17 protein-coding genes are annotated in these 14762 nt (G+C 66.6%); 6 read left to right on the top strand and 11 right to left on the bottom strand.

The window, feature by feature from the left end; translation table 11 throughout:
* The first annotated feature begins 520 nt into the window (after positions 1-520).
* Positions 521-1447, top strand: coding sequence for a zinc-binding dehydrogenase (locus AB0H00_RS24675; RefSeq protein WP_357270441.1), 927 nt, complete (start codon positions 521-523; stop codon positions 1445-1447).
* Positions 1448-1664: 217 nt separating this feature from the next.
* Here the strand turns inward: AB0H00_RS24675 and AB0H00_RS24670 are convergent, their stop codons facing one another.
* The 5 genes from AB0H00_RS24670 to AB0H00_RS24650 form a co-directional block, all read right to left on the bottom strand.
* Positions 1665-2078: an SgcJ/EcaC family oxidoreductase gene (locus AB0H00_RS24670; RefSeq protein ID WP_357270438.1), complete on the bottom strand. Its 414-nt coding sequence runs from the start codon at positions 2076-2078 to the stop codon at positions 1665-1667.
* A 306-nt stretch (positions 2079-2384) separates the two neighbouring features.
* Positions 2385-2852: an NUDIX domain-containing protein gene (locus AB0H00_RS24665; RefSeq protein WP_357270435.1), complete on the bottom strand. Its 468-nt coding sequence runs from the start codon at positions 2850-2852 to the stop codon at positions 2385-2387.
* The gene (locus tag AB0H00_RS24660; RefSeq protein ID WP_357270432.1) at positions 2849-2986 is read right to left on the bottom strand and encodes a hypothetical protein; all 138 of its coding nucleotides are present in this window, start codon (positions 2984-2986) and stop codon (positions 2849-2851) included. Before AB0H00_RS24660 ends, AB0H00_RS24665 begins: the two co-directional genes overlap by 4 nt.
* A 75-nt stretch (positions 2987-3061) precedes the next feature.
* Positions 3062-3679: a hypothetical protein gene (locus AB0H00_RS24655; RefSeq protein WP_357270430.1), complete on the bottom strand. Its 618-nt coding sequence runs from the start codon at positions 3677-3679 to the stop codon at positions 3062-3064.
* A 398-nt stretch (positions 3680-4077) separates the two neighbouring features.
* Positions 4078-4563: a MarR family transcriptional regulator gene (locus tag AB0H00_RS24650; RefSeq protein WP_357270426.1), complete on the bottom strand. Its 486-nt coding sequence runs from the start codon at positions 4561-4563 to the stop codon at positions 4078-4080.
* Between the two features lie 97 nt (positions 4564-4660).
* Here AB0H00_RS24650 and AB0H00_RS24645 point away from each other — a divergent pair, with 97 nt between their 5' ends.
* Complete coding sequence (locus AB0H00_RS24645) at positions 4661-5503, top strand: NAD(P)H-binding protein (RefSeq protein WP_357270422.1); 843 nt, start codon at positions 4661-4663, stop codon at positions 5501-5503.
* An 11-nt stretch (positions 5504-5514) separates the two neighbouring features.
* Complete coding sequence (locus AB0H00_RS24640) at positions 5515-6123, top strand: hemerythrin domain-containing protein (RefSeq protein ID WP_357270419.1); 609 nt, start codon at positions 5515-5517, stop codon at positions 6121-6123.
* Between the two features lie 33 nt (positions 6124-6156).
* Here AB0H00_RS24640 and AB0H00_RS24635 read toward each other — a convergent pair whose 3' ends face one another.
* The 3 genes from AB0H00_RS24635 to AB0H00_RS24625 form a co-directional block, all read right to left on the bottom strand.
* Entirely contained in the window at positions 6157-7101 is a 945-nt protein-coding gene (locus tag AB0H00_RS24635; RefSeq protein ID WP_357270416.1) for a sigma-70 family RNA polymerase sigma factor, read from the bottom strand.
* 126 nt (positions 7102-7227) lie between these two features.
* On the bottom strand, positions 7228-8415 hold the full coding sequence (locus tag AB0H00_RS24630; protein ID WP_357270413.1) for an FAD-dependent oxidoreductase: 1188 nt from the start codon (positions 8413-8415) through the stop codon (positions 7228-7230).
* A gap of 94 nt (positions 8416-8509) precedes the next feature.
* Entirely contained in the window at positions 8510-8956 is a 447-nt protein-coding gene (locus AB0H00_RS24625) for a nuclear transport factor 2 family protein (RefSeq protein ID WP_357270410.1), read from the bottom strand.
* A gap of 125 nt (positions 8957-9081) precedes the next feature.
* Here AB0H00_RS24625 and AB0H00_RS24620 point away from each other — a divergent pair, with 125 nt between their 5' ends.
* Positions 9082-9972, top strand: coding sequence for a LysR substrate-binding domain-containing protein (locus AB0H00_RS24620; RefSeq protein WP_357270407.1), 891 nt, complete (start codon positions 9082-9084; stop codon positions 9970-9972).
* Positions 9973-10111: 139 nt separating this feature from the next.
* On the opposite strand, the gene AB0H00_RS24615 is transcribed toward AB0H00_RS24620, so the two are convergent.
* Positions 10112-11353, bottom strand: a complete 1242-nt coding sequence (locus tag AB0H00_RS24615; protein ID WP_357270404.1) for an NAD(P)/FAD-dependent oxidoreductase — start codon at positions 11351-11353, stop codon at positions 10112-10114.
* Between the two features lie 20 nt (positions 11354-11373).
* Positions 11374-11859, bottom strand: coding sequence for a MarR family transcriptional regulator (locus AB0H00_RS24610; RefSeq protein WP_357270401.1), 486 nt, complete (start codon positions 11857-11859; stop codon positions 11374-11376).
* A 364-nt stretch (positions 11860-12223) separates the two neighbouring features.
* Here AB0H00_RS24610 and AB0H00_RS24605 point away from each other — a divergent pair, with 364 nt between their 5' ends.
* Positions 12224-13084 carry a squalene/phytoene synthase family protein gene (locus tag AB0H00_RS24605; RefSeq protein WP_357270398.1) on the top strand — a complete coding sequence of 287 codons (861 nt, stop codon included), beginning with the start codon at positions 12224-12226 and terminating at the stop codon, positions 13082-13084.
* A 23-nt stretch (positions 13085-13107) separates the two neighbouring features.
* Here the strand turns inward: AB0H00_RS24605 and AB0H00_RS24600 are convergent, their stop codons facing one another.
* The gene (locus AB0H00_RS24600; protein WP_357270610.1) at positions 13108-13689 is read right to left on the bottom strand and encodes a dihydrofolate reductase family protein; all 582 of its coding nucleotides are present in this window, start codon (positions 13687-13689) and stop codon (positions 13108-13110) included.
* A 214-nt stretch (positions 13690-13903) separates the two neighbouring features.
* Here AB0H00_RS24600 and AB0H00_RS24595 point away from each other — a divergent pair, with 214 nt between their 5' ends.
* Positions 13904-14734, top strand: coding sequence for an alpha/beta hydrolase (locus tag AB0H00_RS24595; protein WP_357270396.1), 831 nt, complete (start codon positions 13904-13906; stop codon positions 14732-14734).
* Positions 14735-14762: the final 28 nt, after the last annotated feature.

Here is a 14762-nt window from a genome sequence, read left to right as displayed (position 1 = left end):
TGGCGGTGTTCTCGCACTATCGGGTGTCCGCAACCGCCGCCTCCACCCGCACAGCCTCACGCGTTGGGAGACACACCGTGGTCCTCATACCGGCCATGGTGATATTCGATCACTTCATCGGCACTGCAGCACAATGGAATTTCAGTCCGCAGCTCAGCGAGCGAACCCGATCTGGGACAGTTCGGAGCGCGTGCGGCCGAGTTCGTCGCGACGATCGACCAGCAGCCTGGTCGGTCGTATTTAAAAGCTCCGTAGCTGTCTAGATGCGGCGGGAGGAGTAGGCATGGCCGGCAAGGGCATGGTCGGGGTGAATCTCAACAGGCGGAAACCCGGAGCGAGTCGGGAATGAAGCAGTAGCGGCGGCATGTTGATCACCGCTGACCGACCCTCCTACCTGGGAAGAAGGCAGGCCATGACGTCCTCGCCGACCACTATGCGCGCCGTCCGACTCTCCGCCCCTGGCCCCATCGAGAACTTGCGGCTGACCACTCTGCCTCTCCCGCCCGAGAGGGACGGTTGGGTGCGCATCCGCGTCGAGGCGTTCGGCCTCAACCGCTCGGAGTTGAAGCTTCGGCTGGGTGTGAGCGTGGGCGTCAGTTTTCCCCGGGTGCCTGGCATCGAGGCGGCCGGCACCGTCGACGCGGCCCCGGCCGGCAGCGGGCTGGCTGTTGGGCAGAAGGTTGTCGCCATGATGGGAGACATGGGGCGCACTTTCGACGGCGGCTATGCCGAATACACCTCGGTGCCGCTGTCCCAAGTCATCCCCGTCGACACCGACCTGCCGTGGGAGGTGCTGGGCGCCCTGCCGGAGATGGTGCAGACCGCCTACGGCTCGCTCACCATCGGCTTGGACCTGCAGCCCGGTCAGTCCGTGCTGATCCGCGGCGGCACCTCCTCGGTAGGGCTGGCTGCCGCCGCCCTGGCCACATGGCGCGGTGCCACGGTGCTGTCCACCACCCGGCGGGCCGGCCGCCTCGCTTCGCTGAAGGAGCGTGGCGTCGACCATCCGCTGCTCGACACCGGCGAGGTCGCGCCCGCCGTGCGCGAGCTGTACCCGGATGGCGTCGATGCCGCCCTTGATCTCGTCGGCACGCCGACCCTGCCCGACACATTGCGCGCGGTGCGCGTGCACGGAACGGCCTGCTTCAGCGGCAGCCTGTCCAACCAGTGGACGGTGCGGGACTTTTCTCCCAACGAGTACCTGCCCAGGGGTGTACGCCTGGCGGGCTACTTCGGCGACGCCGCCGACCTGCCTCGGGAAGCCTTCCAGGAGATCCTCGATGCGGTCGCGGGCGGCGAGCTGGCCTTCCCCGTGGATCGCGTCTACGACGGCTTGGAGCAGGTGCCGCAGGCCCACGACGACATGGAGCACGACCGCGCCACCGGCAAACTCGTCGTCCGCGTCCGGCATCAGGCCGTGTTCAGAAGCTCCGTGGCCAGACATTGATGGCAGCGATCTGTGCCGTCGCGATGAAGCGGACGGCGAGTTTGTCGAACCTCGTTGCCACAGTCCGGCCTTGACCGGAATCGTGGCCGAGATACCCCGCCGCCGTAGGTAGATCCGGTTCCCACGCGAGCTGGGCATGACCGCGACGAACGGCCCTCCTCCGCATTCGGCGGATGAAGGCCGTCCGTTCAGCAAGGTGGCTAGTTCACGCTGCGGCTCACTGGGCAGGCGCCAGTACCGGGCTGTTGTGATAGGCGGCGATCAGCCAGTGGCCATCGCGCTTCTCGAAGACCCAGGTCGCGTTCACCTTGCGCTCGTCGGCGGGAACTTCGGTCTCGCCGGCGAACAGGATGGCGGATTCGCTGATGACGATCGCGGCGTCCCTGCCGACGAAGCGGATGCTGAGCTGCTTGTTGTAGGTTGAGCTGCCCGCGAGCGGCCCCTCGAAGGCCAGTGCCATGTTCTGGCGGATCACCTCACAGCTGTCGCGGAGCGAGCCGGTCATGATGGCGGTCGCGTCCGCGGTGTAGTTGGCGACCATAGCGTCGGCGTCGCCCGCCTCCCACGCCTTGTAAGAATCCGCCAGTACGGCCTGGATTGCGGCCTCGTCTGCGCCACGATTGTTCGACATCGGAGTCTCCTTTGTTGATCGGCTCGCCTGGAGTGTTCCGGCGACCTCGGGAATACATACCGGCGGCGGCGTCCGAACTCATCGCGCCCGCTGAAAAGAGAACAGACCATTCCATGAACAGGCCGTAGTTGCTGCGGCCGGAAAACCAGTCCGCGCCCGCTGCAGGGAGCTGTTCACCGATACGACGGTGGTGTCGAGGATTTCCGCCGTCTCGGCCCGCTTTCGCCGCGAGGCACGCGGCGTCGTGGATCGGAGACATTCGCCAAACGCCCACGGCAGCAGGATCATCGCCAGACGCCTCGCGCCTCAGTGCTGAACCAAACCACCGACTGGCACGGCAGCGACATGACCTGTTGCCGGAAGCGTCCGAGCCAGAGCGAGGCCGATATCCACGAGCGAGGACCGGCGCAGGCGGTCGACGTCGGGGATCGGGGTCCAGGTCGGCTCGGTGGTCGCACCGTTGGGTTCAGGGCGGAGCTGGCCGCCGGTGACACGGACTCGGTAGAAAATCCCGACATTCTGGTGCTCGGCTCCCGAATGCGAGGCCGCGGCGGAGATCACCCTCGAGTCCACGCCGAGCAGGCGTTCGATGGTTCCGTGGTAGCCGGTCTCTTCAGCGAGTTCCCGGGTCACCGCATCGAACGGGTCTTCGGTGTGCTCGACCTTGCCGCCCGGCAGAGTCCAGTTGGTCTCACCGCTGGCCGGTATATACCGAGCGAGCAGCACCTGCCCATCCTCGATGCATACGGCGTAGGCCGCCAACCTGAAACTCATCCCCACAACCTCCACGACCCGATGGCGCTGCCGAAGATTACCGGTGGATCGGCCTGCCACATCGCGTTCGGATACTCGGCGCGGCGCCGGTAGACCAGCTCGTAGGTGTCACCGGAACGCGGCGGCGCCCTCATGGGCCAGGGCCGGCATCCCCGGATCGTGGCCGCTGCCATCAGTTTCCGTTTGCATGATCGCCTCTCGAGCAGCACTCAGCCGAACCAGACGACCAGGCGAACGTTTTCATCCCCGTGCTCGGCAGCGAGATCCCGCATCGCCGTCCACACTCGGGACCAGCGCTCCTCGTCCGGAGGAGCGAACATCCTCGCAGTCAGGACCACGGGCCGGTACACCACGCCGTCCAAACACACCTCACCACCCGGCGGCCACTCCGGCGGTGCGAGGAGCAGGTCCCCGCCGAAGGTGTCGACCGCCGCGTCGGCCAGATCGGTCGCTGCCCATACGATGTCGTGCAGGACAAGTTCGCCGTCCTCGCCCGGCCGCCACTCGCCGGCCCAGTAAAAGGCAGGCCCGTCGGGAAGCGGCGCGTCCCAGTCGACCGCAGCGACTTCAGCCCACGTGGCGTACGTATGGCCGTGCTGGTAGTCGTTGTCAGTGTCAGTGCTCATCTCCCGCACCGGATCCGAGACGTCGTTCGGCAACCCTCTGTGGGAGAGGAGTGCACGCACATCCTCCACCCCGCGGACGTCGAACAGGCAGTTCCACGCGTTGTAGTCCCGCCCCAGCCGGAGATCCAGCAGGTCGATCTCCACCTTCCAACACCCGTCGGCCGAGCGACTCTCGATGACGCCATCAATGTCTGTTCCCATCAGCACAACGCTCTCAGCATTCCGATGGTGGGGATATGCGCCTGGCTGGAGCGCTCTCATCTGGGACCGAACCCGGGCATCGAGGACGCCAGTACGCCCTGACCGGACCTGAGCTGATAACTCCTCGCCAACAGGTCGAAACCATCGCTTCGGTCCTCGGACATCCACTCTCGGTCACCGAGATCAGCCGTGCGCAAGCGCGCGAACGGATGATTCCGGGTATGGGACCGCAAACAGCCGACGCGCTTCTCGATGTCATGGGCGGTGACACCAACGACGAGCTGCTGGCGGTCCGTGACACAGTTGCTCAGGTAACCCGGTCTCCGGCTCAGACGTTCCGCGACTGGGTTTCCCAGAACATTTCCGCGTTCATCAATCGCCATACCGCGTGGGCCACGTCAATCCGTGGCGAGACCCTCGGCAGCCTCGCGACCGGCGATGATGACGCGGTCGAGGAAATCGGCCAGTAGTCCGAGTTGGTCGGGGGTGTAGTCGGCGCACAGGTTGTCGACGGCGGTGTTCATTCCTGACAGCAGGTCGTAGACCTCGCCGAGCCGCTCGGGGCGGGAGCAGACGACGACCGCGCGGCGGTCGCCGGTGGCGCGTTCGCGCATGATCCAGCCCGCGCGTTCCAGGCGGTCCAGGATTCCGGTGAGCGTCGCAGGGTGGAAACCGGCTTGTTTCGCCAGGGTCCTGGGGCTCAGCGGGCCATGGCTGTTGATCAGGTCCAGGCAGTCGAAGTCGACGTCCTCGAGGTCGAGGCGGGTGCCGACCTGCCGGTTGAGCAGCGCCAATTGGCTGCGCACATCGCGTAGCGAGCCCTTCACGCGGGTGGCCAGGCGTCGTCGGTGACGAGCATCACGCCGGTTTTCTACGGAATCCATATCATCTCCAGGCCATATTAAATAATATGATTTTCATATATTACGGCATCGATAGGGACGCATCGGCGACCCACCGGAGAAGAAGGGAAGGCCAACCATGTTCGTCATCATCGGAGCCACCGGAACGATCGGCCGGGAAGTCGTCACGCAGCTACGGGCGACCGGCGCGGCCGTCACCGCCGTGACCCGGGACCCCGGACAGGCACGGATGCCGAGAGGAACCGTTGTGGTGGGGGCCGATCCTTCGGTGCCGAGCATTCCCGCCGAAACCTGGGACGGCGTCGAGGGGGTACTGCTGAGCTCGCGCGCCATCGTGGCCTCGGCACCGGAAATCCTTTCCGCCGCAGTTGATCACGGAGCGCGCCGGGTGGTCGTGATCTCCGCGTCGACGATCGAGTACCCCGCCGGGGAGCCGCGGTTCATGGCCGGATTCCGGGCATTGGAGGCTGCGGCCGAGGCATCGGGGCTAGCGTGGACATCGTTGCGCTGCGCGGATTTCGACGCCAACACCTTGGCCTGGGTACCGCAACTGCGCGCCGGCGACGTGGTACGCGGCGCGTACGGCAAGGCCGCCACCTCGCCTATCCACGAGCGCGATATCGCCGCCGTCGCAGTCCGCGCGCTGACCGAGGACGGCCACGCGGGCCGCCACTACCTGCTGACCGGCCCCGAGGCGCTGACCCAGTACGACAAGGTCCGCATCCTGGGCGAACTCACCGGCCGCGACCTGTCGTTCCTCGAACTCACCGCCGACCAGGTGCGCGCCGGAATGAGGGCACAGGGACTGCCCGAGGAGGTCCCGGCCCGGCTGCTCGGCTCACTGTCCGATTACGCCCGCGTCCCGGGTCCCACCACCGGCACCGTCGCCGAGCTACTCGGCCGCCCCGCCCTCGATTTCGCCACCTGGGCCGCCGAAAACGCCGCCGCCTTCACCCGCTGAAAGGGTCGATCATGTCCATCGACTTCACCATCATGTACGCCACCCACGACGCGTTCCGCCGCGACCTGACCCGACTGGCCACCGCCGCCGCGGCAGGCCGCGCCGACGCCCCCGGCGTCCACGCCGGCTGGGCGAACTTCACCCGCCAACTCCACGTCCACCACACCGTCGAAGACGCCGCCCTCTGGCCCCCGGTGCTGGCGCGCCTGACCGACCGCCCCGCCGACACCGCCCTCATGGCCGACATGGAAGCTGAACACGCCTCCCTCGACCCTGCTCTGCACGCCGTCGACAAGGCGTTGCGTACCCAGTCCGCAGACCTCGCCGAACACGTCCACACACTGACACGCATCCTCACCGACCACATGGCCCACGAGGAAACCGCCGCCCTCCCCCTCGTCGACGACGTGCTGACGCCCAAGGACTGGAACGCCTTTCGCGGCGCGATGGCCCGCAAACAAGGCCCCTCCGGCGCGGCGGCCTACGTCCCCTGGGTCCTCGACTCGACCACATCCGAACAGCGGCGACACTTCCTGGCCGCCATGCCGGGCCCGGTCGCGGCGATCAACAAGCTGTTCTGGGAAAGTCGATACCGCAACCGGGAGCTGTGGCGGCACTGACCGAGACCTGGTGGCTGAATCCGGGGCGGTGTTTCACCGCAAGGTCAGGTGGTTTTCGGATTCGATACGGGTCGGTTCAGCGGGGTTGCGGACGAAGTAGAGGCCGGTGATGCGGTCTCCGTCGATACCGATCGCCAGGATGCCGTCGAGTTCACCGTCGACATGAACCGCCAATGCCGCAGTGCCGTTGACGGTGACGGGTTCGCCGGTGAGCGATACCGCGCTCGTACCGAGCCCGCCGACGATGAAGCGGGCCACCTTGTCGGCGCCAGTGACCGGCCGTATCGCGGTCCGTTCGACGCCGCCACCGTCACAGACGAGGACGACGTCGGGAGCCAGGACCTCGAGCAGGACCTGCGGTTCTCCGGTTTCGAGTGCACGCTGCAACGATTCCGCTGCCGCACGGGCCCGGTCCGCGGAGACCGCCCGATGGGGGCGGCGGACGGTGACATGGCGGCGGGCGCGATACGCGATCTGACGGACCACGGCAGTGGTCGTGCCGACCGCGTCGGCGATCTCGTCGTAACCGAGGTCGAACGCCTCACGCAGGACGTACACAGCGCGCTCGGTCGGCGAGAGTGTCTCGAGGGCCAGCATCAATGCCATCGACATGCTCTCGGCGAGTTCGACATGGTGGGCGGTGTCCGCAGTGGTCGGCAGCGGCTCGGGCAGCCACGGGCCGGCTGAGGATTCTCCGCGGCGTTTCATCGACCACAGCCGGTGCAGGGACCGGCGGGTGAGGGTCCGAACCAGGTAGGCGCGCGGGTCGCTGACCTGGCCGGAGTTGATGTTCCGCCAGCACAGCCAGGTTTCCTGCAGGACGTTTTCGGCATCGGCGGTGGATCCGAGCATTTCGTAGGCGACGGTGAAGAGCAGGTTACGGTGCGCGAGAAAAGTTTCGGTCGACTCGATGATGGCGGGGTCACCACCGTTGCGGTCCGCGACCTGCCGCCCACCGGGGTCGGGTGTGGTGTTCATATAGTCCTCTCCGGTTGTCGTCAGGTCCGGCCTCCGGCCACCCCGTGCGCGGCGTCCGCGAGCGCAGGCATCGCCGGACGGGGTGGCCGAGTCACCATCGCTGGGCGAGATGAGGGCTTTCGGGCCCTACCCGACCGATACGGTCGTGTTCTCGCGCTGGGCCAGCAGCAGCGCCGGCCGGTGCTTGCCGTCTTTCAACCAGCGGTGTGAGCCGGGCTTGCGGGCCTCGGTCGCCAGGTGCTTGATGCCGGCTTCGCAGGCGATTTCCTTCAGTTTCTTACCCATGGACCCGCTGAAGTAGAGCCGCATGCCGGTCTCGTTCTTATGACCGAGCTGGTAGATCCCGGCTTCCCGCCCGAAGCTGAGGCACATGGCGATGAACGACAGGTCGATCGCCGAGGGCTGCTCACCCGAGATCCGGCGCAGCAGGGTGTCGGCGGCGTGCGCGCCCAGGCAGTAGGCGACGTAGGCGCTCATCCGGAACGGCAGATTCGACGGTGCCGAGGAGTCGCCCGCCGCGACAATGCGTTCGTCGTCAACGCTGGTCAGGGTCTCGTCGGTGAGCAGGCGCCCGGCGGCATCGGTGCGCAGCCCGCTGCGGTCGGCCAGATCGGGCACCCCGAAGCCCGCCGTCCAGATCGTCACGTCACTCGCCAGCGTCCAGCCACCACCGAGCTGCACGGCCTCCCGGGTCACCGCGGTGACGGCCGCCTCGGAGCCCTCGATGACGGTCACTCCCAGCTCGGCGAGGTACTTGTGGGCCGTGCGCCGTGCCTTGGGATGCAGGTACGGGACGAGGACATCACCGCAGACCAAGGTGACTGCGCGCCCCTGCTCGGCCAGCTCGGCGGCGGTCTCGACTCCGGTCGGGCCGCCCCCGACCACTGTCACCGCGGCCGTCATGGGCGTGTCGAGGAGTACCGACCGTAACCGCTGTGCCGCCTCCAAAGTCGCTACCGGGTAAGCGAACTCGGCTGCACCCGGCACCTGCGGCGTAGGGCTGCCGCTGCCCACCGCGTAGATGAGGTAGTCGTAGCCGATCGTGCCGCCGTCGGTCAGTACCACCGTGCGTTCGGCCGCGTCGATCCGCTTCACGCTGTCGACCACCAGCTCGACACCCTCGGCCAGGATGTCCTGGTACTCGACGACCGCCTCGTGGGTTTCGCCCACCAACTGGTGCAACCGCAGCCGCGGGACGAAGACCGGGCGGGGGTTGATCACGGTCACCCTGACGTCGTCGCGCTGCGTCAGGCGATTGGCGGCCATCACGCCGGCGTATCCGCCACCGACCACGACGACTTCGTACTTGTTCATTGTCTTTCCTTTGTTTGGTGCGGGTTTCGGGCACAGGACACCGTGTGCCCCGTCCCTGTGACTGCCGGTGCGGCGGGGTCGAGGACTTTCGGATTCAGTGGTGGGTGGCCAGCGGCGCACCGGGCAATGGCGTCGAGTCGAGGTAGCGGACCTCGTATACGCGCTCGCTGAGCCTCCACCCGTCCGGGGTTCGCTGGTAGCGGTCGTGGTAGAGGGCGTAGTTGCGGTGCGAGCTACCGTCGAGCATTCGGCCGAACTCCTCGATATAGACACGACCGACAGCGGTGTCACCGTCGAGCCGGAGGAAGCCGGGGTGGACGTTCTGGACGAAGAACTCCCACAGTCCTTGCCCCCACTCGATCCCCGTGCGGATCTCGTGCCGCCCGACGAACTCCTTGTCGATGTGCGGCCACCGCACCACCGCCTCGGGTGTGAACAGAGAGGCGACACGGTCGAAGTCACGCATCATCACCGCGTCGGTGACCTCGCCACACAGGGCGGTGATCTCGACCCGGTCCGCGATCACCAGCGGGTTGCTCATCGGGTTGGCCTCTCTGTCGGTCTGTCCACCGGGGCCTGTGCCGCGGTGACAAACCCAGCTTCGCGGCAGACCGACAACCGATCAACGTAAGCTTCGTGGACTGATTGATAACTCTGGAGTTATTCGTGGAGCTACGCGATATCGAGATCTTCCTGACGCTGGCCGAGGAATTACACTTCGGCCGCACCGCCGAACGCCTGCACGTGTCCCAGGCCCGCGTCAGCCAGGCCATCCGCACACAAGAACGACGCATCGGCACGGCACTGTTCGAACGCACCAGTCGCCGCGTGCAGCTGACACGGGTCGGCCGGCGCCTGCGCGAAGACCTGCAGCAAGTCCATGACCTGCTCCAAGCCGCGCTCGCCCGCGCCGAAGCCGCCGGGCTCAGCGCAGGCCAGACCCTCAAGATCGGAGTGTTCGGGCACGCCGGCCACGAACTGCGGCCCCTGTTCGAGACGTTCCGCACCCGCTATCCGGGTAGCGACGTCACGTTCGGCGAGGTCAACGGCGCCGACCCGTTCAACGCGCTCCGCAGCGGGGAACACGATGTGAACGTGCTGTGGCTACCCGTCCTCGAACCCGACCTCACCGTCGGCCCCACCGTGCTCACCGGCCGCCGCGTACTGGCCGTCGCCACCGACCATCCACTGGCCCAACGCGGCTCCGCGTCCCTGGAAGATCTCGCCGACAACCGTGTCGTCGACTTCGGTCCCGATGCCCCCGACTACTGGGTTGCGTCCATGGTCCCCACCCACACACCGCAGGGCCGTCGCATCCCACGCGGGCCGATCGCACGGACCTTCCACGAGATCCTTTCCCTGGTCGCGTCCGGGCAGTGTGTCCACCCGCTGGGCGAGCTCGCAGCCCGCTACAACAACCCCCCAGGCATCGCTTTCCTGCCCATGCCCGACTCCCCCGAACTGCAATGGGCCCTGACCTGGCGCTCCACCGCCGACAGCGCCGCGATCCGCGCCCTGGCCCGCACCGCCGCCGAATTCGGCCCAATCCAACTGTGACCCAACAGAATCCGCCATTCGACCATTCCTGGTTCCGGTCGCAGTCGGGCGCGTCGAGGCTCGGGCGATGGGCCAGCCCTTACCGACGTACTTTCCGCGGTAGCAGCGACGGCCGGCGAGGAGATTGTCGCTGCTCGCCTCAGACGACGGTGACGCGATGTAGCCGAGGTAGTGCGCGCAGCAGGACCCATCGTTGCACCGGATTGCTCCCGGTCAGGCGGCGTAGTTGTTTGGTTGCGTCGCCGACTGCTCGGAATGCATACGGCACCATCTCGGCTTGGTAGGCCGACAGCGCGTGCTCGAGTGGATCACCTTGCGCTACAGCATGTTCCAGCTTGGTTGCCAGCAGGGCCGCATCCCGCAATGCGGTATTGCCGCCGTGGGCTCCCACGGGTGGCATCGCATGTACCGCGTCCCCCATCAGCGTCACCCGCGACATCCGCCACCCACGAGGGCGAGGGGCGGCCATGAGTTTCACCTCCATGGTGTATTCGGGCTGGGACTCGGCGATAAGTTCCTGTACGGCAGGATGGAATTCGCCGACCAGGGTGCCGGCGAATTCGTCCAGCTGCGGCAGTGTGGGCTGGCGATCGGTGAATGGACTGTCGGCGCCTGGAAAGACCAGTCCCCACATCACATAGTCGTCGTCGACGGGGGCGCCGGTCCCGGGCGCCAGCCGCTCGAAGGCTGCCGCGGGTTGCTCACCGAAACGCATGGAGGTGAAGAACGCGCATCGTCCTGGCCTGTCACCGACGGCCAGCACTCCGCTCTTGGTCAGAGCTGGCGGAACCATGCACCGGCCGCGGATCTGCAGCGGTGTGCGGCCGTACAGCGCACGCATGCCGGAGTCGATCGGTTCGTGGTCGGGGAGCGTGGCCGCGCGTAGTACCGAGCCGATGCCGTCGGCGCCGACGACCAAGTCCGTGCGTGTCGAACTGCCGTCGGCCAGATGTAACACGGCACCGTCGCGGTCCTCCTCGACACCGACCGCTCCCTTGCCGAAATGCACCCGGTCCTCGAGGCCCCGCAGCAGGATCGTGCGCAGCGTCTGGCGATCCATCTGGCCCGCGCCGTCGGGAACGTTTTCATCGAAGTGCAGGGTGATGGCGTCGCGCAGATCCTTGTTGGTGATCCGGAAGTATCCGCCGGGGGCGCCCGCGACCGCCGATATCAGTTCGAACAATTCGGCGGGAACGCACTGCCGCAATGCCGCTCTGCCGTGTTTGTCGACCGTAATGCGGTATCCCTGGCGGCGCACGAACGGCCCGGAGTCCCGCTCGTACACCTGCACCTCGATCCCGGCCTTGTGCAGTGACTGCGCCAGGCACAGTCCCGCGAGCCCGGCACCGGCGATAGCGACACGAGAACGATTGGTAGCCATAAAATTTCTGCCCATCGATGTCAGATCCGGCTCCAGCCGAACCGATTCGGATAACGCGAGCCCGCCCGCTGCTGGTGCCGAACCCCGAGCGAGGACCAGGACTCGATCAACCGGTCGAGCAGCCGGGTGAGGGTGACGACATCCTCGGCGGACCAGTCGGCGATCACCGCGCCGAATACCTCGTCTCCCACTTCCAGGAATTGCTGGAGCTCGGCCCGGCCGGCGTCGGTGGCCTCGACCAGCACCGCACGCCCGTCGGCCGGGTCCGGCGAGGTCTGCGCCAAACCTGAATCAACCAGGGCACGAACATGCCTGGTGACCGACGACGGCAACGCATCCAGCCGCTCGGCGATCTCACCGGCCCGCACCGGCCCGGACTCCACCGCGCACTGGAGCACCCCGACCCGCACCGGGTCGAACGCCCGCGAGGTACCTTGCCGGATCGCCTCGGCGAAGCGAGAGGTCATCCGCGTCAGCTCCGACACCTGCTGCTTATTTGCTTCCACGAATCAAGTATATCATTTGTTTCACTGAAGCAAATAACTCAGGCTATCCGGGCCTTGGGCGCGGAGTGCCGCGGTCTTGCTGGATTGATCAGGATCGGGCCAGCCTTGGGCGCGGAGTGCCGCGGTCTTGCTGGATTGATCAGGATCGGGCCCTATCGCGTCGGTAGGAACAACCTTAAATCCACAGTCCCGGCGTGAATGCGGGGGTACAGTCGAAATCCCTTGTGTGACTGTCGATCTTAGGGGCGTGTTCGTGCGGACGTGGCGACGTTGTTTGGATGCGGCAGGGGTGCGGGGGGACACGGCGCGTGCCGACTTTTCGGCTGCGGCGCGGCATTGGCGGCGCAGTCATTTCAATCTCTGGGTGTCACTGCGGACGTTGGCTCCGCCGGAGGGCCAGCCGCACATATTCGCGGCGTCGGCGTTCGCGCGCTACACCGATGACCTCTGCGACACCGGCCCTGTCGAGGGGCGGAGACAGCGGCTCGAGGAATGGGCCGACCATGTGAACACGGCGCTGGACACCGGAAGCTCGGAACATCCGCTGATGCGTGCGTATCTGCACTCCGCCGGTCTGCTGAACCTGTCCCGCGCGTGGATCGACGCGTACCTGGCGGGCACGCGAATCGACCTGGAGTTCGCGGGATTTGCTCAGGAGGCAGACTTCCAGCGTTACCTAGATACAGTTTCGCTGCCGTCTTTCATGCTTGGTTTCGGGGTTGTGCCGTTTCTGGTCCCGGAGCAACGCTTCATATCCTCCGTCCGCTTGCTCGTGGACGCGGGGCAGCGGACAGACAACCTCACCGATTTGTTCGAGGACCTGCGCGACGGGCGGCTGTGCCTGCCGGTCTCCGCCCTCGACCGGCACGGCGTGACGCGTGCGGACCTGGAGCAGGGACGCGACACCCCTGGAGTGCGGGCGTTGCTATCGGCCACAGCGAGTTCCGCGCGTGCCACCCTCGTAGAGGGTGAACGTGTCCTCGGTGACATCGACCCTGACTACCGCCCAGCTTTTCGATTCGTAATCGGCGTGGGCCACAACGCTTTGGACGATGTCGAGACCCGTGGGGTCGCTGTCATCCGCCGCCCACATCACGACCGCCCGGTGGCGAGCCTGTCCCTGCTGGTGCGTTCCCGTCGTATGGGTGCATCGACCGAGGCCCAGGCTGGTCGGGGCGCCCATCACAACCGCGTCCGCAGCGGTGATCCGCTGCACGGTCGTTGATCACCGCCCACCGAGCGACGGACTCAGCCATGCAGAGTGGGCCGGTAGATGAGCTCTTGAATGTTGCCGTCGAGTGTCCGGCTCTCGATCAGCTCGAGGTCGAAGTCGGCCGCACCCCGAAAGATCGGGTCCACCCCGGTCTGGCCGGTAATCACCGGGAAGAGCGTCACCTGGACGCGGTCGACCAGACCGGCGGCCATCAACGCCCGGTTCATCGACAGACTGCCGTGCGAGCGCAACGGAACCTCGGACTCCTTCTTCAGCCGGGCGACGACATCGACGGCGTCACCGCGCACGACGGTCGCGTCCGGCCAGTCGAGGGGCCCTTCCAATGTCGTCGAAACCACCGTCGCAGGCAGGCTCGTCATCCGCGTCGCCCATGGGTCACGCATCCCGGACTCCTCGGCGCTCGAGGCCAGCATCTGCGCGAACAGCCGATAGGTGTTGGCCCCCAGAATCATTCGCTGCTCCTCGCTGTACAGGGCGAGGCGGCGGTCGAGCAGCTCGGGACCTTGCTTACCCCAATAGCCGCCCCAGTCGCCGCCGTCGTAAGAGCCGAAGCCGTCGAGACTGGAAAAGATGTCGAAGGTGTAGCTGGCGGTCACGATGCGCTCCTCGCGTGCGGTGGACTGGGTACAGAGATTCAGACCGGAAACCACGGCGAAACTCATCGCTACTCCTGGAGTCCGGCCGCACCCGGATACGGCCCCTTGGCCGCGCAACGCCCTGACCTGGCGCGACCAGGTGGAGCACCGTTGTCAGTGGACGTGTCAGGGTGGTGTCAGCGTGGTGTCAGGCCGGACGCTGATAGTTGCTGTCATGACGAAGAACAGCACTTCCTCGATCAAGTCGAAATGGACCGGCATGGTGCCGGTCGACGATACGGCCCTGGCTGTCACCGACACCGGCGGTCCCGGCGTCCCCGTGGTCTACCTCAATGGCCAGTTCGCCACTCAGGGGTACTGGCGGAAGGTCATCGCCGAACTCGGTCCCGGATTTCGGCACATCACCTACGACGAGCGGGCTCGCGGCAAATCGCGGCGTTCAGCGGACTATTCCTTCGAGGCCGCCGTCCGGGATGTCGATGCCGTCCTGGCGGCCAGGGGTGTGGACCGGGCGCTGGTGGTGGGCTGGTCCTACGGGGCAGTCGTCGCGGCACACTGGTCCTGCCGGAATCCGGACCGTGCTGTGGGCGCGGTCCTGGTCGACGGCGCGTTCCCGTATGACTGGCTGGACGAGGCCATGGAGCAGCGGATCCGCAAGCTGTTCAAGCGGCTGGGGTGGTTCATGCCGTTGCTGCGCCCGACCGGGCTGACCCCGCGGATGACCGCCGAACAGCAGGCCAACAGCAACATCGAGCTCGGCAGGCTCTCCCGCGAGCGGGAGCTGGGTCCCTTGCTGGACAGCATCACCGTGCCGGTGCGGTATGTGGTTGCTTCGGGGATGTCCTTCGGAAGCCGCGGTGATGAGCAGGAACGGATCCGCACCAGCCTCGATGCGGTGACTGCCCGCAACCCGAACATCCGCGTCAGTGCGAAGGTCGCCAGCAACCACGGCGCCCTCCTGCGCAAGGACTTCCGCGCCATCGCCGAGGCCGTACGCGAGACGGCAGCATCCCACGACCAGGAGGGTTCGCCGAGAGCAATCTGAATACCCCGGGCACCAACAGGACGTTATT

Source organism: Nocardia sp. NPDC023852, from assembly GCF_040639505.1.
Classification (GTDB): Bacteria; Actinomycetota; Actinomycetes; order Mycobacteriales; family Mycobacteriaceae; genus Nocardia.
The sequence above is the reverse complement of the archived record's forward strand: the minus strand, read 5'-3'. Positions and strand labels throughout refer to the sequence as shown.

What these genes read in the sequence shown, in the direction of transcription:
- AB0H00_RS24640 (WP_357270419.1), top strand. Translation starts at nt 5,515, where the DNA reads ATGTCCATCGACTTCACCATCATGTACGCCACCCACGACGCGTTCCGC.
- AB0H00_RS24650 (WP_357270426.1), bottom strand. Translation starts at nt 4,563, where the DNA reads ATGGATTCCGTAGAAAACCGGCGTGATGCTCGTCACCGACGACGCCTG.
- AB0H00_RS24655 (WP_357270430.1), bottom strand. Translation starts at nt 3,679, where the DNA reads ATGGGAACAGACATTGATGGCGTCATCGAGAGTCGCTCGGCCGACGGG.
- AB0H00_RS24660 (WP_357270432.1), bottom strand. Translation starts at nt 2,986, where the DNA reads ATGAGGGCGCCGCCGCGTTCCGGTGACACCTACGAGCTGGTCTACCGG.
- AB0H00_RS24645 (WP_357270422.1), top strand. Translation starts at nt 4,661, where the DNA reads ATGTTCGTCATCATCGGAGCCACCGGAACGATCGGCCGGGAAGTCGTC.
- AB0H00_RS24615 (WP_357270404.1), bottom strand. Translation starts at nt 11,353, where the DNA reads ATGGCTACCAATCGTTCTCGTGTCGCTATCGCCGGTGCCGGGCTCGCG.
- AB0H00_RS24670 (WP_357270438.1), bottom strand. Translation starts at nt 2,078, where the DNA reads ATGTCGAACAATCGTGGCGCAGACGAGGCCGCAATCCAGGCCGTACTG.
- AB0H00_RS24595 (WP_357270396.1), top strand. Translation starts at nt 13,904, where the DNA reads ATGACGAAGAACAGCACTTCCTCGATCAAGTCGAAATGGACCGGCATG.
- AB0H00_RS24630 (WP_357270413.1), bottom strand. Translation starts at nt 8,415, where the DNA reads ATGAACAAGTACGAAGTCGTCGTGGTCGGTGGCGGATACGCCGGCGTG.
- AB0H00_RS24635 (WP_357270416.1), bottom strand. Translation starts at nt 7,101, where the DNA reads ATGAACACCACACCCGACCCCGGTGGGCGGCAGGTCGCGGACCGCAAC.
- AB0H00_RS24665 (WP_357270435.1), bottom strand. Translation starts at nt 2,852, where the DNA reads ATGAGTTTCAGGTTGGCGGCCTACGCCGTATGCATCGAGGATGGGCAG.
- AB0H00_RS24625 (WP_357270410.1), bottom strand. Translation starts at nt 8,956, where the DNA reads ATGAGCAACCCGCTGGTGATCGCGGACCGGGTCGAGATCACCGCCCTG.